This is a genomic window from Paraglaciecola sp. 25GB23A (assembly GCF_040012495.1).
GTDB lineage: Bacteria > Pseudomonadota > Gammaproteobacteria > Enterobacterales > Alteromonadaceae > Paraglaciecola.
Genome location: NZ_JBDYKM010000001.1, coordinates 41,137 through 67,803 on the forward strand (window position 1 = coordinate 41,137; position 26,667 = coordinate 67,803).

General features: G+C 41.7%; 22 protein-coding genes. 12 read left to right on the plus strand and 10 right to left on the minus strand.

The window, feature by feature from the left end:
- Positions 1-3: 3 nt before the first annotated feature.
- Both ABKW31_RS00175 and ABKW31_RS00180 read left to right on the plus strand, forming a co-directional pair.
- Positions 4-1,815 (plus strand): glycoside hydrolase family 2 TIM barrel-domain containing protein, encoded by a 1,812-nt coding sequence (locus tag ABKW31_RS00175; RefSeq protein ID WP_348614088.1) that lies wholly within the window; start codon positions 4-6, stop codon positions 1,813-1,815.
- A 470-nt stretch (positions 1,816-2,285) separates the two neighbouring features.
- Positions 2,286-3,380, plus strand: coding sequence for a methyl-accepting chemotaxis protein (locus ABKW31_RS00180; RefSeq protein ID WP_348614090.1), 1,095 nt, complete (start codon positions 2,286-2,288; stop codon positions 3,378-3,380).
- A gap of 30 nt (positions 3,381-3,410) precedes the next feature.
- Here ABKW31_RS00180 and ABKW31_RS00185 read toward each other — a convergent pair whose 3' ends face one another.
- The 4 genes from ABKW31_RS00185 to ABKW31_RS00200 form a co-directional block, all read right to left on the minus strand.
- Complete coding sequence (locus tag ABKW31_RS00185; RefSeq protein WP_348614091.1) at positions 3,411-4,091, minus strand: response regulator; 681 nt, start codon at positions 4,089-4,091, stop codon at positions 3,411-3,413.
- The gene (locus ABKW31_RS00190; protein ID WP_348614092.1) at positions 4,088-5,518 is read right to left on the minus strand and encodes an ATP-binding protein; all 1,431 of its coding nucleotides are present in this window, start codon (positions 5,516-5,518) and stop codon (positions 4,088-4,090) included. Before ABKW31_RS00190 ends, ABKW31_RS00185 begins: the two co-directional genes overlap by 4 nt.
- A 90-nt stretch (positions 5,519-5,608) precedes the next feature.
- The gene (locus tag ABKW31_RS00195; protein WP_348614093.1) at positions 5,609-6,598 is read right to left on the minus strand and encodes an NAD-dependent epimerase/dehydratase family protein; all 990 of its coding nucleotides are present in this window, start codon (positions 6,596-6,598) and stop codon (positions 5,609-5,611) included.
- 53 nt (positions 6,599-6,651) lie between these two features.
- Positions 6,652-7,377, minus strand: coding sequence for a DUF2167 domain-containing protein (locus tag ABKW31_RS00200; protein ID WP_348614095.1), 726 nt, complete (start codon positions 7,375-7,377; stop codon positions 6,652-6,654).
- Positions 7,378-7,740: 363 nt separating this feature from the next.
- Between ABKW31_RS00200 and gnd the strand changes: the two genes are divergently transcribed.
- Positions 7,741-9,195, plus strand: a complete 1,455-nt coding sequence (gene gnd / locus ABKW31_RS00205; RefSeq protein ID WP_348614096.1) for a decarboxylating NADP(+)-dependent phosphogluconate dehydrogenase — start codon at positions 7,741-7,743, stop codon at positions 9,193-9,195.
- A 363-nt stretch (positions 9,196-9,558) separates the two neighbouring features.
- Here the strand turns inward: gnd and ABKW31_RS00210 are convergent, their stop codons facing one another.
- The 3 genes from ABKW31_RS00210 to ABKW31_RS00220 form a co-directional block, all read right to left on the minus strand.
- Positions 9,559-9,915, minus strand: a complete 357-nt coding sequence (locus ABKW31_RS00210) for a YacL family protein (RefSeq protein ID WP_348614098.1) — start codon at positions 9,913-9,915, stop codon at positions 9,559-9,561.
- Between the two features lie 50 nt (positions 9,916-9,965).
- A complete protein-coding gene (locus ABKW31_RS00215; protein ID WP_348614099.1) occupies positions 9,966-10,481 on the minus strand; it encodes a M48 family metallopeptidase in 516 nt (171 codons plus the stop codon).
- 167 nt (positions 10,482-10,648) lie between these two features.
- Entirely contained in the window at positions 10,649-12,184 is a 1,536-nt protein-coding gene (locus ABKW31_RS00220) for a PAS domain-containing methyl-accepting chemotaxis protein (RefSeq protein WP_348614101.1), read from the minus strand.
- Between the two features lie 266 nt (positions 12,185-12,450).
- Here ABKW31_RS00220 and ABKW31_RS00225 point away from each other — a divergent pair, with 266 nt between their 5' ends.
- On the plus strand, positions 12,451-13,689 hold the full coding sequence (locus tag ABKW31_RS00225) for an FAD-dependent monooxygenase (protein ID WP_348614102.1): 1,239 nt from the start codon (positions 12,451-12,453) through the stop codon (positions 13,687-13,689).
- A gap of 56 nt (positions 13,690-13,745) precedes the next feature.
- A complete protein-coding gene (locus ABKW31_RS00230) occupies positions 13,746-15,251 on the plus strand; it encodes an SLC13 family permease (protein ID WP_348614103.1) in 1,506 nt (501 codons plus the stop codon).
- 31 nt (positions 15,252-15,282) lie between these two features.
- Here ABKW31_RS00230 and ABKW31_RS00235 read toward each other — a convergent pair whose 3' ends face one another.
- Complete coding sequence (locus ABKW31_RS00235) at positions 15,283-16,395, minus strand: phosphoserine transaminase (RefSeq protein WP_348614104.1); 1,113 nt, start codon at positions 16,393-16,395, stop codon at positions 15,283-15,285.
- A gap of 185 nt (positions 16,396-16,580) precedes the next feature.
- Between ABKW31_RS00235 and ABKW31_RS00240 the strand changes: the two genes are divergently transcribed.
- The 7 genes from ABKW31_RS00240 to ABKW31_RS00270 all read left to right on the plus strand — a co-directional run bounded on the left by ABKW31_RS00240 (position 16,581) and on the right by ABKW31_RS00270 (position 23,814).
- Positions 16,581-17,132, plus strand: coding sequence for a hypothetical protein (locus ABKW31_RS00240; protein WP_348614106.1), 552 nt, complete (start codon positions 16,581-16,583; stop codon positions 17,130-17,132).
- Complete coding sequence (locus tag ABKW31_RS00245) at positions 17,119-18,099, plus strand: carboxypeptidase-like regulatory domain-containing protein (RefSeq protein ID WP_348614107.1); 981 nt, start codon at positions 17,119-17,121, stop codon at positions 18,097-18,099. The genes ABKW31_RS00240 and ABKW31_RS00245 overlap by 14 nt, the downstream gene beginning before the upstream one ends.
- Entirely contained in the window at positions 18,096-19,553 is a 1,458-nt protein-coding gene (locus ABKW31_RS00250) for an SH3 domain-containing protein (RefSeq protein ID WP_348614108.1), read from the plus strand. Before ABKW31_RS00245 ends, ABKW31_RS00250 begins: the two co-directional genes overlap by 4 nt.
- A gap of 413 nt (positions 19,554-19,966) precedes the next feature.
- The gene (locus tag ABKW31_RS00255; RefSeq protein ID WP_348614110.1) at positions 19,967-21,508 is read left to right on the plus strand and encodes a L,D-transpeptidase family protein; all 1,542 of its coding nucleotides are present in this window, start codon (positions 19,967-19,969) and stop codon (positions 21,506-21,508) included.
- A 91-nt stretch (positions 21,509-21,599) separates the two neighbouring features.
- Positions 21,600-22,589, plus strand: a complete 990-nt coding sequence (locus tag ABKW31_RS00260; protein ID WP_348614112.1) for a D-Ala-D-Ala carboxypeptidase family metallohydrolase — start codon at positions 21,600-21,602, stop codon at positions 22,587-22,589.
- A 2-nt stretch (positions 22,590-22,591) separates the two neighbouring features.
- A complete protein-coding gene (locus ABKW31_RS00265) occupies positions 22,592-23,047 on the plus strand; it encodes a secondary thiamine-phosphate synthase enzyme YjbQ (RefSeq protein ID WP_348614114.1) in 456 nt (151 codons plus the stop codon).
- Between the two features lie 197 nt (positions 23,048-23,244).
- Positions 23,245-23,814 (plus strand): Slp family lipoprotein, encoded by a 570-nt coding sequence (locus ABKW31_RS00270; protein ID WP_348614115.1) that lies wholly within the window; start codon positions 23,245-23,247, stop codon positions 23,812-23,814.
- Between the two features lie 95 nt (positions 23,815-23,909).
- Here the strand turns inward: ABKW31_RS00270 and ABKW31_RS00275 are convergent, their stop codons facing one another.
- Positions 23,910-25,124 carry a glycoside hydrolase family 5 protein gene (locus tag ABKW31_RS00275; RefSeq protein WP_348614116.1) on the minus strand — a complete coding sequence of 405 codons (1,215 nt, stop codon included), beginning with the start codon at positions 25,122-25,124 and terminating at the stop codon, positions 23,910-23,912.
- A gap of 358 nt (positions 25,125-25,482) precedes the next feature.
- The gene (locus ABKW31_RS00280) at positions 25,483-26,583 is read right to left on the minus strand and encodes a DNA alkylation repair protein (protein ID WP_348614117.1); all 1,101 of its coding nucleotides are present in this window, start codon (positions 26,581-26,583) and stop codon (positions 25,483-25,485) included.
- Between the last annotated feature and the right edge of the window lie 84 nt (positions 26,584-26,667).

Here is a 26,667-nt window from a genome sequence, read left to right on the forward strand (position 1 = left end):
CATATGAAACACTCTTCTCGAATAACCAGCATAGTCACATTAGTGATAATGCTTTTGTCGTTTACTAGCATGGCCAGTAATTTGGACCAGTATGTGCAAAATGCGGGCGCACGACAGCACATAAGCTTAAATGGTCAATGGCATCGCATATTAGATCCTTATGAAAACGGTTATTATAACCATCGTTACGAGCCGCACGAAAACGGCTACTTTAAAAATGCTAAAGCCAAAGATAAAGGCGATTTAGTTGAATACAATTTTGCTACGGCGCCCTTAATTAACGTACCAGGTGATTGGAATACTCAGGAAGAGCAACTCTTTTTGTATGAAGGGACCGTTTGGTATGAAAAGAGTTTCAATGTCGAAAAAATCACAAATAAGCGTTATGTCATGCACTTTGGCGCAGTTAACTACAAAGCAATAGTCTATGTAAACGGTACTAAAGTAGGTGAACACGAAGGCGGCTTTACCTCTTTCCAATTTGATGTCACTGAGCAAATCAAAGATAAAGACAACTTTGTGATTGTTAAAGTGGATAATCGCCGTGAGCGCGATCAGGTGCCTACTGTTAATACTGACTGGTGGAACTATGGCGGTATTACCCGTTCTGTTTCTTTACTGGAACTGCCTGAGCGATACCTTGCTGATTACTCCGTTCGTTTAAACGATAAAGGCGATGGCGTAATCGGTATGGTAAGCGTGTCTTCACCCGGCAAAAAAGATGAAGTGACCGTCTCGATTCCAGAGCTAAAAATTAATACAAATGTAAAATTGGATGCTAAGGGTATGGCCAGCTTTGACATCAAAGCTAACCCAAACCTCTGGTCGCCTGAAGCTCCTAAACTCTATGAAGTGTCGTTCGCGTTTAATGGTGAAACTGTAAAAGATAAAATTGGTTTCCGTTCTGTGAAGGTCGAAGGCACTGAAATTTTTGTTAACGGCAAGTCGATGTTTTTACGTGGTATCAGTATTCATGAAGAATCTCCCTTCGGCGGTGGTCGTGCATGGAGTGAAGCAGATGCCCGTACCCTGTTAACATGGGCCAAAGAATTAGGCTGTAACTTTGTCAGATTAGCCCATTATCCACATAATGAAATGATGCTTAAGATAGCTGATGAACTAGGTCTTTTGGTGTGGTCAGAAATTCCTGTTTACTGGACCGTGATGTTTGATAGTAAAGACGTGTATGCCAAAGCAGAAAAACAACTCACTGAGATGATCACTCGAGATAAAAACCGCGCGGCTGTTATCATGTGGTCCGTGGCTAACGAAACGCCTGTTCAAGATGATCGTCTTGTCTTCTTGGGCAACCTTATCAAAAAAGCTCGTGCACTTGACCCAAGCAGACTTATCACGGCAGCAATGGATACACAGAGTACCTCAGCTAACGGTAAGCTTATCGATGATCCCTTGGCTAAGTACGTAGACATTATCGGCATCAACAGCTATTGCGGTTGGTATTCTGCCAAGCCCGCAGATTGTGGTAATTTGCGCTGGGAATCCCACTATGAAAAACCCATCATCATGAGTGAAGTCGGTGCAGGAGCCCTAAAAGGCTTGCATGATAAAAAAGAGGTTATTTGGACTGAAGAGTTCCAAGCCGATGTTTACGTGCACAATATTGAAATGATGGAAAACATGCCGTCTTTGCGCGGTGTGACGCCATGGATTTTAAAAGATTTCCGCTCACCGCGTCGTCCACTGGATAATGTTCAGGATTTCTGGAATAGAAAAGGTCTGTTATCTGAAAAGGGTGAGCGCAAGTTAGCTTGGTATGTACTGCGGGACTTTTACCAGAAAAAAGCGGCTGAATAAGTTTTTTATTTTACATGTGCTAGTTAGTTATAACTAAACCCAAGCGGATCAGACATGATTCGCTTTTTTTTTACGTTTTTATGTAAATCACAATATATTTGACTTAAAAATGCGATGGGATTGGTCACATCAACATAACTTGCTACTTCGTTTGAATCTTGAATAAAGTGACGAGGCTTATTATATTAAATAGCCAACGGATTGTGTTATTGCTTGTTTTCTTATTTTGTTTTCATGCTTAATTTATAATTAATTTTCAATTCTCTATATTTGTTAAAGGAGAGGGATTAGTATGAAATAAACATCAATAAATAAAGCATTTTTAGATGATGTGTGCCACATTATGTTTGTACGTGCTTTGTTTTTAGTCGAGCTAGGCGAATTGGTTTAATATTAAGCTATATTGCTAATGTTATTGCCTAAAGGTTCGATAATATAAGTTAGCTGCCTTAGCCTTATGAGGAAAAAACATGTTTGGAAATCGTCAAAAAGTACAAGAACTAGAACAAAAAATTAGCGAGCTTACAAAAGACAAACATGACCTGTCTGCACAATTAGACAGTGCCATGAAGTCTCAGCAAAAATATAAGTCTGAAGCCGAACATGCCTCTAGTCAAAATAAGGCAGAACAAGTAATTAATAGCTTGTTTGTCAGTTCGATGGATATGCTTGATGGCGTGCGTCAAGAGGTGGCTACTTCTGCACAAAGTATAGCGGATGAGAAAAAACGCTTAGAAAACTCGTTAAGTGATTTTGCCCATATTAGCAGTACTTTAACTGACTGTGTTGATGTGTTGAAAAACCTAACCAGCAAGTCAGGCGAAATAAGCCAATCTATTGGAAAATTATCGCAATCAGCCCTAGAAATTGAATCTTTTGTTTCACAAATACAATCCCTCTCGGCACAAACAAATTTATTAGCCTTAAACGCAGCGATAGAAGCGGCTAGAGCTGGTGAACAAGGTCGTGGCTTTGCCGTGGTTGCGGATGAAGTGAGAACCTTAGCGGGGCGTTCTGCGCAGGCCTCAGATAAAATATCGGCCCTGACTTCAGCCACAACTGAACAAACGTCAAAGGTGTCGACCTACATTAACGAAAATAATGATCAAACCGCCAATGTGTCGCAATCGGCTGCATCGATCAATAATTCGGTGACTGATATTGCCAAGATGGCAACCAATATGTCTAAAGTTATCTCAGCCGCTAGTCTTAGTACCTTTGTGCAAACGGTTAAGCTAGATCACTTGGTGTGGAAAGTTGATATTTACAAAATGATACGCTCAGATTCTAAAAAGAGTCAGTCAGATTCTACAGATCATACTCAATGTCGTTTAGGTCGCTGGTATTATGAAGGTGAAGGTAAACGTTTATTTTCAGAACTTAATGAATTTAGACAATTAGAACAACCCCATGCTGCATTGCATCAAGCGGGTAAAGAGGCTTTGAAGGCTAAGGCTGACGGACAAGTAGACAAAGTTGTAGAAGCTTTGAATAAAATGGAAAAAGCCAGTATGCAAGTGTTTGACAGACTCAATAGCATAGAGGCAAGAGCAAAATCTTTATAGTCTATGAGTGACGTTTTCAAACCATTGCCACTACTCAATTTTGTAGCCAATGCCATAAACAGAATGTAATAAGTCTTGCGCAGGACTGGTTAACGCCAGTTTACTGCGTAAGTTTTTCATATGGCTGTCAATAGTGCGTGAACTCACTATCCTGTCATCTTCGTAACTTGCCTGCATCAAACTGTTCCGCGAAAAAACCACAGCAGGTTTATTAACTAAAGTAAGTAATAATCGAAACTCAACAGGGGTTAGTTCGATCAGTTTCTGATCGATATGACATTGAAACCGTTCGAGATCGAGTTCAATGCTTTTATAAGTGACTAACGATTTAGTGATTTTCTGCTGAGTCCTGCGCAATACGGCTTGCACCCGAGCAACCACTTCACGAGCTGAAAAAGGCTTGCATACGTAATCGTCGGCGCCAAATCCTAAACCCATTAATCGATCAATTTCATCCACCCGCGCGGTAAGCATCAGCATGGGAATATTCGAAAACTGACGCACTTCTTTGCAAATGCTTAAACCATCTTTATGGGGTAACATGATATCGAGAATAATAAAATCAGGTTGCTTTTGTTTAATAAATTCAACCGCGTGCAATCCATCTTTTAGTACATGAACTTTAAAGCCTTCCACTTGTAAAAAATCGACCAGAATTTGTGCAATTTTGGGTTCATCCTCTACCACCAATATTTGTTGCGATTGACTCATGCGGTTTCTCTTGTGCTGGGTAATTCGATATGGATCGTTAGGCCGCCCAGCGAGTTTGGCAAAGCCTTAATTTGACCTTGGTGTGCCTCGACAATATTGCGACAAATACTTAAACCCAAACCTGCCCCTGAGCTTAGTCTGGTTCTGGCGGAATCTTGTCGATAAAGGGGGGCAAATAGACGTTCACATTCGGTTGCATTAACGCTAGGTGCGGTATCGTTTATCTCAATAATAATATTATGTTGTTGTCTAGACAGGCTGATCTCTATACGTCCTGGAATATCGGTATAATGCCAGGCATTGCTCAGTAAATTAATAAATAGCTGCTCTAAACGCTGAGCATCGGCAACCAGTGATAAATCTTGTTGGCACTCAACTTTTAGGCTTAAACCTTTATCTTCTATCGTGCGGCCCATGGTGCTCAATACTTTGGCTAAACAGTCACTGGGATTAATCGTGGCAAACTGATAACGTAATCCGCCAATGTCGGATAATGACAACTGATACAAATCGTCTACCAAATGACGTAGCCTATTAGTCTCCTGCTCCAAAGACTCTAATTGCTCATGATTAAAGGGCCGAATACCCGCTTTTAGCGCATCTATTTCGCCGCTTAGTATGGTTAGTGGCGTACGCAATTCGTGGGATATATCGGCAAACCAACGGTTTTTGGCGCTGCGGTTTTTGTCGAGTACATTCGATAAATTTTGCACATCATCCATCAATTGACCAAGTTCGTCTTTACGTTGATGGGAAAAATGTAATTTGTATTCACCCTTCGACAGCTTTGATACGCCACTAAGTACTTGTTTTAGGGGGGTTAGCAACACCTGAGTCAATAACCAAGACATAAGTCCAGCGCAGATTAAACAAATAAGGCCAATCACCAAACTGGTCCACAATTGTTCTTTTGAAAAGGCACTGGCCAAGGAGCTTTCGCTTACCGCTTTAGGCCAACTGCGCAATTCGCCAATTTTTTCGTTTTCTAGATACAAAGGTAAGCTGATGTAAGTAGCTTGTGCTGCGAAACGAGCATCACCTGATACACTATTATCGGCAGCATCGTACAGCAAAGTGGGGGGACCAATATCTTTGGGTTTAGAAAATCCGTTTTGTTCTGGAGGCATTCTGCCATTAGGTGGAGACCTTCGTGGGCCACTAGGTGAGTGAAGTTGCCCACGAGGATTAAAGTGTTGGCGTAAATAACTGTCTAAACCCACTTGTTTTATCTTAATCCAACTATTACCTGCAGCTGTATATTCAGTGATTAGCTCATCAGCTACATATTGCAAACGCTGTGTTTCTTGGCCATTGATAAAGTCTAAAAAGCCCCGCTCAAAACTCCACCTTGCAAGAGAAAGTGTTGCAATTAAGATGACAGTAGTGAGTCCTAAAAAGGACAAAAAGAGTTTATTAGATAAGCGCATGATTTAAGTATAGCCCTTGAGGTGAGTGGCCCCTATAGCTGAAAAATAAATTCATTACTTCTGTGTTAATTCTGCACAGCTTCTGCACAATTAGTTAAACGCTTGTTGATACTGCTTTATTATCTTGTCGCTTAGCGCTTCAGCTTGATGATCGATTATCTGTCGTTCAGGCTTTTCTGCAAACCAATCTAATGTTTGTTGTATACCGATATTAAAGGGGGTCGAGGGACAAAAGTCTGGTACAAACTGTTTTATCTTGCGGTTATCAAAGATCACGCTGTGCGACTTATCTCCCAACAAGGTGCCGGTATAGTCGGGCGCTACATGACAAATAAAATCTGAAGGGATATGTACAATGTTGGGCTTTATTCCCACAGCTGCTGCGACAGCGAGATTTATTTGATCCCAATTGAGACTTTCATCGCTAGTGATGTGAAAGGCGTGGCCAATGGTAGTTTGCCGCCCCAATAAACCGACAAATCCTTTAGCGAAATCACTCGCGTGCGTAATGGTAAACAAGGAGGTGCCGTCACCTTGAACGATTATCGGCTTGCCTTGTTTGATTCGCTCAATTACGTTGTAGTGAGTCCATGCTCCGATTGGCAGAGGTATAACCGTGTCATAGGTCAGAGAGGGTCTGACAATACAGATGGGAAAACCCGTTTCTCGATACGCTTTTGTTAGTGCGTCTTCACCGGCAATTTTATCACGAGAATATTGCCACCAAGGATTGGCCAATGGTGTTGACTCAGTAATAATTGGATTTGAGACGGGTTTTTGATAGCAAGATGCTGAGCTAATATACACATATTGATTGGTATTTTTGCTGAATAATTTGATGTCTCGCTCAACATCTTCAGCGGTAAAGGCAATCCAGTTAACAACGGCATCCCATTGTTGCTTAGCGAGCTGTTCTTGCGTAGATTTTTGATTAATATCGCCAACAATAAATTTTGCTCCAGGGATCGCTACGCCTCGATTTCCGCGGGTCAGCAAGGTTAACTCAATGCCCAGTTGCACGCAGAGCAAACTTGACTCGGTACTGATATTGCCCGTACCGCCTATAAATAATACTTTCATTGTTAACCTTAAATTAAATACCTTGTTTGTTAGACACTCTCGTAAACTGGTTTTTAAGAGAGTTTTGTGTCGTTATCTTTGCGCCAAAACAGTTTTTTCAGTAATGCGCCAAGCGCAATTAAAATAACGATGCCGAACTTCTTCAGAAAAATGAAAGCCGCTGCTAAAAAGCCAGTTTTAGCGATAACTTTGCCTGCCACTAAAGCGCCAATACCATAGGCCGCAACATCATCCAAATCAGGGTCGAAGTCACTATAGCGAGAACCTTCGTTAAATTCTGCCATGGCTAATACGGTATCTATATTGTGATCAATTTCTGCTAATTGGTCGATATTGGCAATAAAGTTCAGTACTAACACGCCTTTGCGTCCCAGTATCCGAATATTGTAGTTCAATGTGTGGGTCGCTGAGTCACCGAATTTAAATTCTTTTGCCCAATGCAGTTTATTGCTAGTTTTGTCGTAATACGGTTTTGCCGCCCAGCCAACTAATTCAATGGGATCATAACCTTGCTCAACTCGGGCACGGCTGCTTTGTTGGGCATCATTTTTCATTTCTAGCAATAGTTTGTCGTAATTCAGTTGCTCGGCATCTTCATCACTAACATACCCGTCTTGTTCATACTCAATGCTTACGCCCCAAGCATCGCCATCAAATGGCGTGGTACCTTGTTTAAACAACATACCAAGCAAGGCCTCTGAGCTCCCCGGCGGATTTCCCCAGATATCTTCAAGGACCTTCTTGCTGCTCGTTGCTTGACTGATCAGCCTGCTGGGCAATCAAAGGGAAATTAAATGAAAGTAGTAAAACGAGGGCAAACCTTCCAAGTCGTTGCATAGCATTCCTTTTAATATTTTTAAATTGTTAGTTCTACACTTTTCAAAGCTTAACCTTAGTTTTAGCTCCAGCACAATAATAAAAGATCATTGTTTAAATGAGTGATATTTTTATTTGTTAGAAAATAAAGATATTAATCTACGAATTTTTATGACGATCAAAGGTGTTATGCTTTCCATTAACGGTTAAAATATACCGGTAATGTTAAAAGTATTGTGCCATTGTATCGAGCTGTAGCATGCTTTAATTAAAAGGTTTTAAGTATGCAGCGCTCGAACCACCACTCAAGTTAAAATTGGAACGCTATGAAAACTCTATCTGATATTGGTCTAATAGGCCTTGCTGTTATGGGTGAAAACCTGATCCTGAATATGGCGAGTAAAGGTTTTACCGTTACGGCTTATAATCGTTCGACTGACAAAGTAGAAAACTTTATTAACGGTCGTGCACAAGGTCTTTCTATCCGCGGTGCTTATTCTGTTGAAGAGTTAGTACAGTCACTTGAGCGGCCACGTAAAGTAATGATTATGGTTAAATCTGGTGCGCCAGTTGATGCCACAATTGAACAGCTTGTGCCCTTTTTAGAGAAAGGCGATATTATCATCGATGGTGGGAATACTCATTTCCCTGACACCATTCGTCGTGAAAAATATTTAGCTGATTTAGGTATTCATTTTGTTGGGGCAGGTGTTTCAGGTGGTGAAGAAGGAGCCTTAATAGGACCGTCAATTATGCCCGGTGGTTCGCAAGAGGCATGGCTAGCTGTTAAACCTATCTTCCAGGCTATTTCTGCCAAAGTAGAAGATGGTTCGCCCTGTTGTGATTATGTCGGGCAAAATGGCGCAGGTCACTTTGTTAAGATGGTACATAACGGCATTGAATACGGTGATATGCAATTGTTGTGTGAAGCCTATCAGATAATGAAAGAAGTATTAGGCCTGTCATCCGACGAAATGCACGAAGTCTTTAAACAGTGGAATACTACTGAATTAGACAGTTATTTGGTGGAGATTACGCGCGATATTTTAGCTTTTAAAGATGAAGACGGTGGACCCTTAGTTGAAAAAATCCTGGATACTGCAGGGCAAAAGGGCACGGGTAAATGGACAGGTGTTATCGCTTTAGATTTAGGTGTACCTCTCACACTGATTGCAGAATCAGTATTTGCTCGTTGTATCTCGGCATTAAAAGAAGAAAGAGTCGCTGCATCAAAGGTATTAACTGGGCCAGCTAAAACCTTTAGTGGTGATAAAACCGCCTTTATTGAAGATTTGCGTCAAGCTGTATTGGCCTCAAAAATTGTTTCTTATGCCCAAGGTTATACCTTAATGCGTGAGGCCGCCAAAGAGTACAACTGGGATCTTAATTACGGTGGTATTGCATTGATGTGGCGTGGTGGTTGTATTATTCGTTCGGCTTTCTTAGGTAAAATTAAAGAGGCTTACGATAAAAATCCTGAACTAAACAATTTGTTGTTAGATGATTATTTTACTAATACTGTTGTTAACGCTCAAGAGGGGTGGCGCCGTGTTGCGATGAATGCCATCGGTAATGGTGTTCCTGCTCCTTGTTTAACCGCCGCGTTAAACTACTTTGATGGTTATCGCACCGAGCGTTTGCCAGCTAATTTATTACAAGCCCAGCGTGATTATTTTGGTGCGCATACCTATGAACGTACTGATAAACCCCGAGGTGAGTTTTTCCATACCAATTGGACTGGGCGTGGCGGTAATACAGCATCTTCAACCTATAATGCCTAAGCTATCCTTAATGAGCTAAGCGGGCAATATCTCAGGTAGATATTGCAGTAACTGATGAACAAAAGGCCTAAGCAATAAAATTGCTTAGGCCTTTTGCATTGTAAGCGAGTGTATTCGTTAGCCACTGTCGTTAGTATTATTATATGTGTACCATTTGTCGCAACGCGACGAATGATCCCCTGAACTAATCGAACTCACTGCGCGTTAAATTATACTAAGCAGAACTTAGGCCAACTTTTTTAATTTATTAATATCAAAGGCTTAGCAGTTTATGATGGCTTAAAGAATATTGTTTGTGCACATTTTTAGGGAGTTCCAAAGATAGAACTCACCAAAGTGGTGAGTGTTTACTGCGAGTGTCGACTACTCTAGGATAAAATCTTGCCAGGCCAGTAATAAGTGTTGTAAATCATCGAGACCGCAGCCCTCTAGCAAGGGGTCTTCAAACTCAGTGCCTTCTGGTAGGGCATCTTCATCAGCAAAACCAACAAATAGTGCGGCAATCTCAACCTCGTCTTGATTGAGCTGTAAACGATAGTCTTTGCTGACAAATTCAACATGCTTCTTTTCAGCGCGTAGTAGTGAATCAACGATGGCAATTAGTTCAGCGACTTTGGCCTTATCACTACCAATATCATGACTTAACCAATCACCAAAAGCGGCAATCTCACAGCTTGCATTCGGCAAACTGCCCTCATCTCGAAAAAACTGATAGTCCATTTATGGCTCACTTAAATAAGTTATTTTACCGTCGCTTAAACACGTCAAGCTTAGTTAGTATTAAAAACCTTACCGCTACAGTCTAACTCAGTTAAGTATACTCTTACTTCAAACTCTAGTTGATGATAGTTAGGTAACATATGTTGGCAAAGCTGATAAAACGCTTTGTCATGTTGTTTTTCTTTTAGGTGGGCAAGTTCGTGCACCACGATCATATTAAGAAAAGGTTCAGGTGTTTGTTTGAAAAGAGTGCTCACCCGAAGTTCATTTTTGCTCTTTAACTTTCCGCCTTGCACCCGCGAAACATAGCTGTGTAAACCCAAGGCTTGATTGATAATATGTATTTTACTGTCATACACTATCTTACTTAGGGGCTGGGTTTTTTTCATATAGCGATTCTTCAGTGCAATAACGTATTCACGCAAATCGCTGTCATTCGATATCTCATGTATGGTCGGATACTTACTGCGTAACCAGTCCCCCAATTGCTTTTTTTCAATGAGGGCTATAATTTGCTGTTGAATTTGCGGTGAGTAATGCGATAAATAGGGTAATGAATCAGACATAAAAAAGCATTAGCGATAAATATGACATAATTCTACCTCACTTCATGCTTTGCGACGCAGTTAAATATGCATATTGAAAAGTGAAGGACTTCTTAGGGTAATTAAAAGCCAAGTTAGTATTTATAGACAAACGGGGCGCTTATATTGCAGCCCCGTAGTGTGAGAGTTTAACTGAAAGTTAAGCCTAATGAGGCTAAAGATTTGGCACGTTTTTCCATAATGTCAGATTCAAATTCAACGATATTCGCTTGTTCGAGATTAACTTTGGATGCGTCATTAATATTGGTTATATTACGGCTGATTTCTTGTGAAACCATACTTTGCTCTTCAGAGGCGGTAGATATTTGCGCGGTTAAATCAGCAATTATCGAGACATCGTCGTAAACTTTAAAAACCAAATCCCGAGTCTGACTGGTATCTTTCACACAGTCTTCAGCTGAATCCTTGCCGGTGTGCATGGTTTTTGACCACGTAAGTAAGGTGGTTTGAATTTCATTCACCGAGGTTTGGATTTGTTCTGTCGCTTTTTGTGTGCGGCTCGACAGGGCTCTTACTTCGTCAGCTACTACTGCAAAGCCTCTGCCTTGTTCTCCAGCCCGAGCAGCTTCGATCGCTGCGTTCAAAGCCAGTAGGTTGGTCTGATCGGCAATACCTTGAATTTCTTGCATAATATTGCCAATTTTCTCGGCTTCACTGGCTAATTCTGAGGCGGCACTAGCAGATTTAGCCACATCTTTAGCCAGTTCAGATACTTTATTCATGGTACGAGTCATAGAATCAGTAGCTACTTTACAATCTTGATGCACGGATTCTACTTTTTTCGAAGTGCTTACTGTATTGGTGGCCACTTCGCTGATAGAGGCCACCATTTCTTCTATCGCGGTTACCACTTGATGTAACTCGTGCGCTTCTTTCTCTACGCCTTTTTTCGCTTCGACTGAGGCTTTTTTCAATAAAACTACTCCTGAACTTAGCATGTTAGTACCATCAATAACTCGGCCTAATATGGTTCTAATCCGGCCCTCATCCATTTTTTTAATGTAATCAGCCACACTACTGATATCACTACCAGAAAAAATCAGTCGAGAGACGCTATCGTAATTCGCTTGTTGGTCGGTTAAATAACGGCGTAAATCGAGTAGTTCGCCTTTAAAAACGAGATAGGGTAGGGCAACTAACAAAAACGCGACAAAAGGATAAAACAAGGCAACAGTAGCCAGGAGAAGAGCGACAACAACAAAGGCAACATCTTTAAAAGCCGAAGCGGCTTTAAGAATATTGCTTGGCGCTTTATCACTATTGAGTTTGCTGTATAAAGCTTCGGCTCTGTCTCTATATTCCGGTTTTAGTAAGGTTCTGACACTTTGGTAACCTATTAATTGGCCATTCTCATACACTGGCGTAACAAAAGCATCAACCCAATAATATCGCCCATCTTTACAGCGGTTTTTCACCGCCCCACGCCAAGCTTGTTTGGCTTTAAGTTTACTCCACATATCTGCGTATGCCGCCTTGGGCATATCGGGGTGTCTTACAATGTTATGGTTTTGGCCAACTAATTCTGCCTCCGTGAAACCTGCTATCTGACAAAAACGTGGATTGGCATAAGTCAGCACACCACGAGTATCGGTAGTGGATACCAGCTCTTCTCCCTGGTTAAATCTCACTTCCTCATTAATTACATTTTGATTTCGCTTAGACATGCCTAGGTATCCCGTTTCCATTAGATAATATATATCGGCTTAGATTTGCAATGCTTTAAGTTCCAAGTTAACCAGCATTACATGAGTAAGGTTTTACATGTGCCACATAAATGACTTTTAAATTAAACATTTAGCCAAAGTGTTATTGATTAAGACTACGTGTAGATTCAAAATTGTCAAAATTAAAACTGCTTTTGTTTTAATAAAAGTTTACTGTTAAATTTTTAATTCGAAAGACACTTCGCAATATTATATAGGATTAACTCTTGGTTAGAAATATAGCCGTTGTTGGTGCAGGGATTGGAGGTTTATGTAGCGCCTTGGCGCTGGTTAAACGGGGTTTTAAGGTTACTGTTTATGAACAAGCTGCAACAATAAGTGAGGTAGGCGCTGGTTTGCAATTGAGTCCAAATGCCGTACAGGTATTGAATCAATTGGGCTTGGCTGCGGCTCTGTCTCCCACTATTTTCCGACCTGATAATGCAATTATGCGGCACTATCAAAGTGGCAAAAATTATTTTTCAGTGCCACTAGGAGAGGATTGTTTACAGCGGTTTGGAGCAGAGTATTGGCATGTTCATCGTGCAGATCTGCATCATGTTCTATATCAAGCCTGTATGCAAAACCAAGTCAAACTAAGATTAAATAGCCCAATTAGCACCTATCTGCATCGTGACGACAATAATGGTGTGGACTTAGTGTTAAACAATGCTGAAAAAATCCAACATGACTTAGTGATTGGTGCTGACGGCATTCATTCTAAAATTCAGACGACCTTATTGCATAACTTAGGTTTATCGTCCAAACCCAGATTTACTGGACAAGTTGCTTGGCGCGGCACGGTCAAAACCAAAGATCTGCCGCCTAATCTGATAGAGCCGAGTGCCAACCTTTGGGTTGGTCCGGGCAAACATTTTGTGAGTTATTATTTGCGTAACGGTGAAGAAGTTAACTTTGTTGCGGTTGAAGAGCGCACTAACTGGCAGCAAGAATCGTGGAGCCAACAAGGTGATATCGCTCAACTTAAAGGGCTATTTGTTGGTTGGCATCCCCAAGTTCAAGAAATACTTGGTGCAACACACAACACTTTTTTGTGGGCCTTACACGATCGTGAACCACTGAGCCATTGGGTAGACAAAAATGTAACCTTATTGGGGGATGCTTGCCATCCCATGTTACCTTTTTTAGCTCAAGGCGCAGCAATGGCGATTGAGGATGCTTATGTACTCGCCGCTTTGTTGAAAACTCAACTGCATACGCCAGCGGCGCTGCAGCAATACCAAAATTTGCGTTTAGCACGAACTCGTTCAATACAATTGAATGCTAGGCAAAATGCCTCCTTGTACCATATGAGCACTCAGCTCGACCGAGCTAAATTAAAGGTGCTTGCTGCTTTATCAGGCAGTGGTATCAGTTCGTTTTTAGCCAGTCAAAAACTACAACAAATCTATGGTCATAATGTGGTGCAGAATATGGAGTCGTTGCCAACATCAACAACTCATTAGGCTAGGTTTTAGGCAGCAAACGGTATTATGAGGTTTGCGAGAGAGTGAGAAATAATATGCAGAAAAAAATAACTGACTCAGCTACCGATGAAAGAGGGCGCTACCAAGATATTGGCTTAGTCCTAGGGCCTGTCATTTTTTTGTTGTTCATTTTTATACCGCAACAAACCATGAGTCAGCCTGCTTGGTTTACTGCAGCGGTCAGTTTGTGGATGGCAATTTGGTGGGCGACTGAAGCTATTCCGGTGCCTGCCACAGCACTACTGCCGATTGTAATGTTTCCCATGCTGGGCATAGCAAGTCTTAAAGATGCCACTTCTGCTTATTCAAATCCTATTATCTATTTGTTTTTAGGAGCATTTCTATTGGCTTTAGCGGTAGAGCGCTGGGATCTGCATAAACGCATTGCTTTAGGTATTTTGAGTGTTACAGGCACCAACGGCAAACACCTTATTGCGGGTTTTATGTGTGTGGCGGCCTTGTTATCTATGTGGATGACTAATACCTCAACCACCATGATGTTATTACCCATTGCACTGTCAGTGACAACGGTTATTGCAGACAATATCGAGGGCTTAACTGCCAAACGTAAAAATGCTTTTCAAGTGGCTATGCTTTTGGGATTAGCCTACGCCGCTACCATCGGCGGTATGTCGACCTTGGTGGGCACACCGCCCAATGCCTTACTCGCGGCTTTCATACTCGAAAATTATGGCATTGAAATGTCGTTTGCGCGCTGGATGGCATTGGGCGTACCCATTATGTGTTGTATGTTGCCTATCACCTGGTTATTGCTAACTCATGTTGTGTTTAAGATTGATATTCCTGCCAGCCAACAGACTCAAAACCATATTCAAAATCTGCGCCGTGACTTGGGAGTGATGAGTAAGCCAGAAAAGCGGGTTGCCTTTATTTTTTGTTGCGTGATTGTATTGTGGATTGTCAGGCGACCACTTGCAGAGTGGCTTGATTGGGACTTTTTAAGTGATCCTGGCATTGTTATGGCAGCTGCTATTTTACTGTTTGTGGTGCCAAATGGTGGCTTACCAGAAGCAAACAAACGAGCTAAGCAAGATCCTCGGGCTAGTTTGATGACATGGACGGACACCACTCAGTTGCCTTGGGGTGTACTCATTTTATTTGGTGGAGGCTTGAGTTTAGCCTCAAGTGTTTCATCTTCGGGTTTGGCGCAGTGGCTGGGTGAAAGTTTAATGCCTTTGGGCAGTATGGGCACTCTAGTCCTTATCGTGGCAGCCACGGCTGTAGTGATTTTTTTGACTGAATTAACCAGCAATCTTGCTACAACTGCGACGTTTTTGCCGGTTATGGCAGCGGTGGCTTTACAGCTTAATATCTCGCCTTTATTACTTTGTATACCAATCACTTTGGCGGCCAGTTGTGCCTTTATGTTACCTGTCGCTACTGCGCCCAATGCCATTGTGTTTTCATCGGGCAAACTGACTATTCCGCAAATGGTTAAGGTTGGTGTATTGTTGAATATAATCGGAATGGCCTTACTGACTGCGGCGACCGTTTGGTGGTCGCCCTATATTTTTGGCTAGACCTAAGATTTTGACTTTAGATCATTTGCGCTTATTTTACTTGGGTAAAGGCCCAATCTAACCAGGGCAACAATGCTTCAATGTCGCTGTTTTCGATCGTGGCGCCACACCAAATGCGTAAACCAGCCGGTGCGTCACGATAAGGGCTAATGTCATAAGCGATTTGATGTTGTTCAAGTAGTTTAATTAAGGCTTTTACCTGCTCAGGACTTAAATCCAAGCGCAAACATACACTGGTATTTGAACGAATACTGGCATCAGCAGCCAAAAAATCAATCCAGTCACGGCTTTCAATAAAAGCTTCTAAACTTGCTAGGTTTTGTTTACTGCGCGCGATAGTAGCATCTACACCGCCGATAGCCTCGACCCACTGTAATGCATCAAGATAATCGACAACGCATAACATAGAAGGGGTGTTAATGGTTGCGCCTAAGAACAGGTCTTCCATTAATTTACCGCCGCTGGTCATACGGAATATCTTAGGCAGAGGCCAGCTCGGTGTGAAGCTCTCAAGCCGTTCGACAGCGCGAGGGCTCAAAATCAACATGCCGTGGCCGCCTTCACCGCCTAATACTTTTTGCCAGCTGTAGGTAATCACATCCAGTTTGGGCCAATCCATCTCTTGCGCAAATACCGCAGAAGTCGCATCACAAAAGGTCAGACCTTTGCGATCGGCCGCTATCCAATCGGCATTGGGCACTTTGACACCTGAGGTGGTACCGTTCCATGTAAAAACGACATCGTGGTCACTGTTTACCTTGCTTAAATCGGGTAACTGGCCGTAATCAGCATGAAAGGTGCGCACATTGTCGATCTTTAATTGTTTGTTGATGTCGGTGGCCCAACCTTGTCCAAATGACTCCCAATACAACACATCAACTGGGCGTTCGCCGAGCATTGACCACATGGCCATTTCCATTGCACCTGTGTCTGATGCGGGGACGACTGCAACCCGATAGCCTGCAGGCAAGCCTAGAATACGTGCGGTATCTAAACAGGCTTTTTCTAGGGCCTTTTTGCCAATGGGTGCACGATGAGAACGCCCCAATACGGATAAATCTAATTGACTGACATCATAGCCTGGACGTTTTGCACAAGGACCAGAGGAAAAGTTGGGGTTTGCAGGTTTGTTCAATGGTTGCATGTAGATCTCTGGCGGAGTAAGTCAAAATAACGAGTTACATTCTAGCTTACAGGCCTTTTATTTAAAGAGTTAATATTGCATTGAAACAAATAAAAAAGGCTACGGCTTATTAGTTGCTGGTTGAAATTTAATCAGCTAACCTGACTGTAGTGATTTTTCCCTAGCGTAACTTTGCGAGAATAACTTTGGAAGAGATGACAAGCTTTTTAGATATCCTGGGCTGGCCTATTAAAGTGGTAGATAGTCTGCGGCAGGTTCTGCTGAGTGTTAATATTCAGTTACCTGCTGTTTTAGCCCAAACCTTAGTTTGTGTGACTTTTATTTTAATCGCCTATTCAATTAGAAAGAAAGCACAAACGGCGAAGTTATCCCATATTAAGTTAGCCGCATATTCAGTGGTAGCCGCTTGTTTAATCGGCGTTATTTCAATTGTTTATGTGTGGGCTGATTACGCCATTTGGCCCCGTAATAAAGAAGTTATTGGTAATATTGCCTTTTCAGGCACCGGTCAACCTAGTATTGAATTACTGGATAATCTGGGGCAAGAATTGACTGCGAATGCAGATATTGATCCCCAAGGTAATTTTTTCATTCGCATTAGTCCCGTGTTTGCAGATCCGCCTGCTAAAGTAAGAGTGGAGCAATCTGGCTGTAAAACAAGAGAATATATTGTGCGGCGTAGCAATTTGTTGGGCGAGCTTTTGCAAATAAACTGGAGATGTGATGTGCCTGAATAATCGCCAATTTACGGCTTGGTTTATCCTTACCCTACTTTATTCTCAGTATGGCTTTGCTCAATGCACATTAAGTGGTTTGGTTGACAACAATGGTGTGCCGCTGGCCGGTGCAAAGGTTTCTGTGAGTAACGATAATGTATTGTTGTCTAGCGCTATTACCCTCGCCGATGGACGTTTTAAAATTGACTATGCTGAACCTGCTCGTTCTGCGCCAACCGTAAAAGTGGTGGTTATAGCCAGTGGATACGCGGATGACGGGCGCAATTTGTTGCGTAACCCACAACAAAAATGCCCAAATGCAGATGATATGCATTTTTCTTTGGCTATGGATGATAGTGGGTCAGCCTCAAACAGTGCCCCGACATTTACAATCTATGTTTCCCCGTTTGAACTGTACGGTGGTGATAATGATCAGCAGGCGCAAGAATTTAATGCTGATTTACCTAATTTCATCTTCCATAAAATTATGGCTTACAAGAGTAGTCTAGGCTTGGATGCCAGTGTGAGTGACATGAGTATTAATACACTCGAAGAGAAGCTAAGCCCAGCAAAAGGTTCAGAAATACGTAATTTAGGGCATCAGTTGGGTGCACTTGCCATGGTAGTAGGAGAAGTTGAAATATTACCAGGTAACCAAAGTGGCTTGGAGTTGATGTCGTCGGTCAAACCTATTCCTGTTTTTGAAAACCTAGAAATTAACACGTTTGTCATTAATGACAAACTACCGGCCGGTTCACTGCGACCGAGTAAAGTAGGACGGCAACTCAGCGACCACTGGGGCAAGCAAGCCGTGTTGGCTTATGTCATGCAAAGTTTAGCCATACATCAAGGGCCATGGCAAAAAACTGAGCTAGATAACATGGAAAAAATCCTAATCAGTGTGAGAAGTACTATCCGTGATGAGTCTGATCCATTCAAATCGATGGTTGATGAGCTGCTAATCGTGGTCAAGGGGAAGCGTTTATGAAACGCATTGATTGTTTGTTGTTTTGCATTATTGCCACAGGATTTAATGTTAAAGCTGCCTTGGCGGCTGATGTGGCTGCCTGCTTTAGTGCCCAAGATATGGGTGGATGTAATCGGCAAGCCTTGTCTCATGTCGATTTCAAGTCTGTGGTGCTACAGTTTGTTGACCCCGCAGATACCCAACTTGGGGAAGGTTTAGCGCGCTTATTTTGGCGTGAAATTTTGGATAGTATCTCGGATTTAAAAGGGGCGGGCGTAATCTTAGCCTATGATCGAGAACAACAAATTAAGACACTACTGGGTGAGCAAAACGTACAGGTTTTTCTGCATAACAATTATCACGATGCGGCACTAAAAATCGCGCAGTTTCAACAAACACAGATGGCCATTTGGGGAGCTGTGCTTAATGATGGTGATGGAATATACGTTCAAAATTACTTAACCCTTAACGAACCCAAAGACCATTCTTGGACCACCATGCAAGTGGGCTTTCCTTCTGGCCAGCAGTTGTCTGTGCCGTTTATGCGTAAACAGTTTAATTTACCCGAAGTGGTGGGTACGCGTGCTGAATTATTTGCCCGTCGATTTTATACCCGCTGCGCCTTAAGTGAAGGTTGTCCCAAAGGGATTGCCCTCAGAGTTGAGCCTGATAATAATAGTGCAATCGCTTATTATGTTGCAGATGGGGCAGCTCTGCAGGTTATCGATATGCAACAACAGTGGTTACTGGTGGAAAATCCCCAAGGCAGCAATGCGTGGATTAATATTTATTATCTTGAAGTCTATCCAAACGAAGTTTCATTCAACAAAGTTACCCAAGTTAATCTGCGCACAAAACCTAATCAGCGCAAAATTGCCTCGGTTGATCTCGATGGCGATTTTGCAGTTTCAGATGTGCTAAAGTCTGGTGACTATCCGTGGTATCAAATCAAAGTTGATGGGCAACAAGGCTGGGTGAGGTCAGATATTGCGAGTAATCGCGCTTATATTTTTCCTGCTGTGCATCTGATCGCAGGTTTGTATCGTTACAATGCTCAACAATATGCCAGTGCAATTAACGAATTTACTGAGTATTTAAAAGCAGTACCTGAAGAAGATAATGTAACTCGTGCCAGTGTGTTTAAATTATTGGCTGCCAGTGAGTTAGCGGGTAATCAAGCCAATACATCTGGTTTTAGTCGTGCTAAAGATTATTTAAAACTAGCAGCAACTTACACTCCTTATGATGCCAGTGTTTATTCACAAGAGGCTTTGTTAACCATGGCAAAACGCAACGAGTTTGCCACTGCCCTTGACCTGATAGACAAAGCGTATCAATTGAATGCCAATGATCCGGCACTAACTGCGATCATTAAGTTTTTAAGCAGTTTAGAGCGAGATAATCAGTTATCTGATGTTGTGCCTAATGAACATATTGTCCAGACCCGCAAAAAACTCAAAGTTTGGCGTTTGTGATGGATACTAAAGCACTATTTTTGATACCGTGAAAAGCGCTAGAAGCTCGTTGACTAGCATGATTTTGAAACTGTGCTAGATTCCGTTATTGATTGTTATTTGCTAAAAGCTGGGCAAATTAACCTTGCTTTATTACTCTGCAAAACGCCTTTATTAAATACCCTCCATCCCCTATTTTAGTCAGTATTTTGATTGCGAGAAAACGTTTTTGAGCGTTTATTTGTGATGCTGTTTTATACCGATGAGCTTAGGGCTATAGAAAAAAACTCGTTTTATATACCCATAAAAAAGTAACATGTGTAAGCTAATATTGAGTAGTATTAATATTAACTTATAAAAACGAGGTAGACGAATTGTCGCCATTTAAAAGCAAATTTTTGTTTTGCGTACTTACGCTCTTATGGTTCAGCATTTTGCCTAAATCGGCATTCGCAGATGAAAAATTGCGTCAAATATTAGAGCGTAGTGATGAAAATGCATCGTTTACAATAGGTGATCAAGCCATTTTCAATATTAGCCTGCTACGATCTTTCTACCAAGATTCTCAATTTCGTTTTCTGTGGCACACCAAGCAGGGAAGACCTAATGCCATGGCACTTGAACTAGTGGATACCATTGCATCAATCGATGATGAGGGCCTTCTTCCGAATGATTATCATTATAAGCTGTTGCAGGAACTGGACACCCTGAGCGAAATTGACCGGGAGTTAGTGTTGAGTGACGCTTTTCTTACCTTAGTCAGTCATTTAAAAGCGGGTAAAACTGATGCTCAGCAAATCAAATCTGAATGGAAATCTATCCCTAAAGCGCGAGATCCGAGTCCCCAGTTAATACAACTTGTTAGCACCCAGTCACTATCTAAGGTATTAGCGGATGTAAGGCCCGCGGATGCACGCTATGCAGTAATGAAACAAGCGCTAATATCCTTACGTAAACTGACGGAAGTTGAGTGGTTACCGCTTACCCTTAGTCCCGTGATTAAAACGATTGGTGCATCAGATCCCCGCATTGTAGATATTGCTACCCGTCTTAAATTATTAAATGAACTTCCCCCAGAGTGGAATAATACCGTGTATGACGAAGAATTATTTGCTGCGGTAAAACAATTTCAACAGCGTCATGGACTCAAAGAAGATGGAGTATTGGGGAAAGAGTCGCTTAAAGCTCTCAATATAACCCCAACTGATAGGGTGAGAGCCCTTACGGTGAATTTAGAACGTTTTCGGTGGTTGGATGAGAAATTAGGTAACAAATATGTATTAGTAAATATTGCCGGTTTCTACCTGCGTGTTATTGAAAACAATGAATTGATGTTAGAAATGCCGGTGATAGTAGGGCGCGAATTTCGTAAGACTCCGGTATTTAGCGATAAGATACGTTATCTCGTTATGAACCCTCAGTGGGTGGTACCGACTACCTTAGCGGTTGAAGATAAGTTACCAGCCATAAAAGCAGATCCAAACTACTTAAAGCACTTTGGTTTCTCGGTGTATGAAGGAAGCAGTCGCACTGCTACCGATCCTAACGATATCGATTGGAATCGCGTGACCAAACGAAATTTTAACTTCCGTTTGGTGCAGGATGCCGGACCTTTAAATGCTTTAGGACAGATTAAGTTTATGTTTCCCAATGAGTTTGATGTGTATTTGCACGATACACCTGCCCGAGAATTGTTTGCACAAGCTCAGCGCGATTTTAGTTCTGGCTGTATTCGGGTATCTGCGCCACTGCTATTAGCCGAAAATCTACTTGCGGGAACAGAATGGAATGTAGACCGTATTAAATTGCAACTAAGCAGTAGTGAAACCAAAACAGTTCATTTAAAACAGGTCGTCCCTGTGCATATAGAATACTGGACCGCGTTCGCTGATATCAATGGGGTGATGAATTTTAGAGCCGATATATACAAGCGTGACGCAGTATTATACGCTGCTATGCAACAGCCTTTGTTTTAACATAAACAATGCTAAGGTCAATTAAGGGGTGTCAACCACTAAGGTTTTCACTCTACATTCAGCAATAGTGATACGGATGTGGATATAATTTATGAAATTTGTAAACTCGCCTTTTTATGCGAATGCTAAGAAGTTGGGGTGGGTAAAGTTGTGTTTTATGCTCATGGTTTTATGTGGCAGTGTTAATACTTTTGCTGAAGAGTTTGCAGAGCATCGTACTGAGTTTAGTTTTTCCTTAAATGAACGCGTTGTAAGTTTTGATTCTACCTTTCAAATGGTACTGCCTGGCGAGGAGCTAGTGATAAAATTTGCTGCTGAAAAGGACTTAAATAACTATGAGTTGTTAGGAGCAACAATGCCTCTGAAATCGCAAGCTGGTATTATTCGTTATTTAAGCCCTGTAAAGCCCGGATATTACCCACTAGAAGTGAAAAACAACTCGACAGGCAAAAGTGTTCAACTGCATCTTTTTGTTTTAGTACCTATCACTCAGGTTAAAAAGGGGGTATTAAATGCTTATAAAATTGGCGATTACCCGCCGCCTCATAAGGGATTAGAGGCTTATAAAGCGCCACTAGGTTATATTGAAGTTTATAAAGAAAACGAATCCATTCAAATCTCACCGCATTTTACTCTTGGTCAATTTTTATGTAAGCAGAAAAGTGGTTATCCAAAATACCTTGTATTAAGACCGCGTTTAGTAGAAAAACTCGAGCTTTTTTTAGCGGATGTTAACCAACAAGGCATACGAACTGACTCTTTTGTGATTATGAGCGGCTATCGCACCCCATATTATAATCGCTCCATTGGCAATGTATCGTCTAGTCGACACATGTATGGTGGCGCTGCTGATATCTATATTGATGTTAACCCAGTTAATGTCTACATGGATGATGTCAATGGCGATGGTAAAAACAACTTTCAAGATGCGGTTTTTTTATATGAGCTTGCCGATGGTTTAAGTCGCCGTTATCACAGACAAGATCTAATAGGCGGGTTAGGCAAGTATCAAAGTAACGCTAATCACGGTCCATTTATTCACATTGACGTTCGTGGTAGCAAAGCTCGCTGGAGCAACTAGCTATGAATGCAAACCCTGTGGGAGGATGTGCTGTATGGTATCAAAGAGAAATTCGCTTAAGCCCTAAAGTAAGAGGTTTTCATTTAATCACTGAAGAGCTTGTGGATCAACTTCCTGAGCTAAGGTCTGTATCTGTAGGGCTTCTGCAGGTATTTATTAAACATACCTCTGCGTCACTCACGATCAATGAAAATGCTGATCCTACAGTGCGAGGTGATTTTGAAAGATTCTTCAATCATGCAGTGCCAGAAAACGAACCTTACTATCAACATTTAGATGAAGGTAGTGATGACATGCCTGCCCACCTTAAAAGTAGTCTGTTAGGCGCGAGTGTGATGATTCCTATTAGCCAAGGCAGGCTGAATATGGGCATTTGGCAGGGTATTTATTTGTGCGAACACCGCGACTATGGTGGTTTACGTACGGTGGTGGTGACAATTCAAGGCAATGGCGCATAGTCACAATACCTTATCATTATGCATGTGCATTTTTTGTATTTGTCAGATATTCCAACTGCTGAGTCCGAGCTAAATATACCACTCCTTCATACCTTATTTTTTATACGTCCTGTATTTGATATGAGTACAAAAATGGGCTAATTTATCCTTTGTGGACAATTTACCACACATGGTAAAAATATAAGGAAGGAAGCGATATGTTTGATAAGTTTGTATTTACTTTAATGCTGCCCATTTTATTAACAGGATGTGCTTTTGCACCCCAGGAAATTCAAGTGGCGAGTAGCCAACCATTAGTCAATTTTTCAGATGTGACTAATGATTCTGTTGGTAAAGTAGCGAGATGGGGCGGCGTTATTCTTGGTTTAAGTAAACAAGATGACAGCACTTCTGTCCTTGTATCTCAATATCCACTTTTACATTCAGGTCAGCCAACTTATAGGCCTCAAAGCGGAGGGGTTTTTACTGCAAAATTCAATAATTCCATGGATATAGAAAGTTTGCAACAGGGCTCCGTACTTACGATTATTGGTAACGTTGAGCACTTACAAACTCCTGAAACAAGTCTTGATACTGCTCAAGTGGCCACCGTAAAAACTAGTCACTTTTACGTATGGGAAGGACTTTCGAGCGCTAACCATCCAGATTTGGAGAATAATAATCCTGCAGTTATACAGCGAGGAAAATGGGGATGGCAGGTGAAAAGCGAAAAAGAAAAGAAAAGAGAACGTCAAGAGCGACAGAATGAGCGCGCTAGTCAATACTGAGTACCTCCTTTTATTATCACCATAGTTTGAAGACGTTATTTGTTTAAATAAACATGATAAGCAGCATCCACTGAGCAGATGCTGCCTTGTTGCTTTTAATTACATGCGCCATTAAATCGTTCTGTACCTTGCCAATTACAGTTGCCATCTATGATGCATAAGTGCAAATTATTGGCAAATTCGTTGGTACTATGGTCGAAGATCTTAAACCAACCACCATCATCCCAAACTGTCGTGGGCATACCGTAAGAGCGGGCATATTGCGCATCAAACTTTTCATACCACAAACGGATATTATTACAGTCCATGGTTTCATACCGACTTCCCCAGCCCGTGCCCCATTCACCAATATATACCGGCATACCTTTACCGACGGTATTAGCCCAGTTTTGCATGGTTTGCATAGCTGAATCGATATCATCATCGGTCCATTGGTCAGCGTAGTCACCTTGGTTATCACCATTAAAAGACCATGGATCATAGTGATGAAAAGTGGCCATTAAATACTCATCTGAGCCCGCGCCTACTTCATCAAGATTAGGCCAAATAGCAGGTATTTCGCTGGCGCCAAACCATTGGTTGCCACCGATAACAATAATCCGATTGGGATCAATATTACGGATCTCGTCGTAGGCTCGCTCGGTCATATAACGCAAATTAACTGCAGGCATGGGCGAGTTGTTGCCATCATCAAGGTGTGGTTCGTTAAGAAGCTCAAAAATTAAACGATGATTGCGCTCACCAAAGATAGTCGCAATATCACGCCAAAGACGCTTTAGCACCCACCATTTATTACCAGTTTTTAAGGCTTTTTCGTGGTGGGTATTAATGACGACATAAAAATCAGGAAGTGAAAGTGCGTAATCAACCACATCCTCGATTACTTGGAGTCTTGCGCTACTTAAATCGACCTCACCTGTATCGGGGTCGATGACTAAATCCTCTCCATCAATAATTTCGGTCCAAGTAATTGGAATACGCACGTGGCGATATCCGAGCGCGTAATACTTATCAATTTTCGCAGTAGCAGCGGCAACCGTTCGTGGATGTTGGTTATTTTCAAACATTTGCCCAATGTTAAACCCCGTTCCCATGCCCGTGGCTGCTTGTTTCGCAGAAATGGCGACAAGGTTTGATGCATCGATAGTGGCTGATGGTAAAAAATCTGGATCACTATCTGAACCGGTTGGCGGTGCAGTTGTGCCTGTTGGAGGAGGGGTTGTCACCGTAGGTGCTGAAACCCGATTGTTCCCGCCGCCACTGCACGCCGAGATTAAGAATATCGTAAAGACTAGATAGGGTATTCGCATTTTGGTCTCGCTTGAATAGAGTAGTTAGTTGATCTTGCTGCTGATTTCACTAAAAAATGATAAGTCCTAATGTGTTTGTCTAAACGCTCGTAAAGTAGCGTAACTAAACATCATTTAATATTGAAAACGTTTTCATTTGTTGCTAAAAAAAAGTCGCTAAACTGCGACCTGCTGTTATTTTATAAACTAGCGAGCCTTAGGCTATTTTTCTTTTTATAGATTGTCAACTATCTGTTTACAAAAACAATACAATTGAGACGCGCTGTTACTTTGTATTCTCGCCACCTGTTTGTCTTACAACAAGCGATATTCGCTGCATTCTAAGGTGAAATTCGTTGTTTTTTCTTACAAGTAAAATTTAGATGCGTAATTCAAATTCCTGACTTGCCAATGCTTGGCCATTAATTAAGATTTCTAATCGATGAGTTCCTGCATAATATTGCCTAGTAGTAATCGCTTTAATGGCATGGCGCTTTTGAATATTGCAGGTTTGTTTGGCTGCTAATTGTATGGATTTTAACTTAAATACTTTGGCTTTTTGTTGGCCGTTGGCTTTGACAAAATGAATAGCAAAATCAATCACTAATTTTTGTGATTCACTACTAGTGGAGCTAAGTTCCAAGTCAAATTCAAGATAGTGACCTAGCCGTATCTGACTGTTAATGATGTTCAAACCAACAGGCGCAAGTAACAGTTGCTGCTCATAACCTAATAGACTCAATACTTCTGGATGCCCGGCTTTTACTAAGCTACGAGTTGCGTGTTTGATAATCCAGTGCACGTCCTGACTGGCATCAACCTGCCAGCTTTGGCAAATGGTCAAGAGCACATCGGGGTTATCTTTACTGATGTCGTTTAGATGATTGGCTACTGAGCGGCGTACATACAAACTTGAGTCATCTTTAAGCGCTGTTAGTAGGGGTATATTCGCTGAAGGATCGACCGTGTAGCGTTTGAGTTGCAAACCCCATGGCAAACGAGGGCGAGTGCCTTCAGACACTAAGCGACGTATATGTTCACTTTCGTCTTGAACCCACATTCTAAATTGGCTATGACAATAATCAGGGTGTTCAATTATGAAAGGTCGTATAGCAAATTCAGCCGAAAACAAATGAGTCAGGGAACTAAGTAAATCTAAGGATTGTTGTGGATTAGACAGCCCATATACACTGGCGTAATCAATCACTGGCCATGCAGCAAAACTACTGACTTGTTTGTTAGGATCCAGTTTTTGCCATACCGCAGGTAACTGCTTGAGTAAGTCTGCTGCATGTGCAAAATCAGCGGGTAAAAACGGGTGTAATACGCGGATAATATGGCTTACGCGTTGCTTGAGTTCGAGCTTATCTAAACCTAAAAGTGCTAGCTTACAGAATTCACTGTGTTTAAAGTCCTTATCTAATTCCCTGAGACACAAAGCGATATGTGCAACAGCGACATTACTTAACTGATTTTTCATGTTTCACCTAAAACAAAACCCAGACTTGCTGGGTTTTTTACTGTAAATACTTATGCCGCAAGCTTAAAGTATTGAACCTTGCTA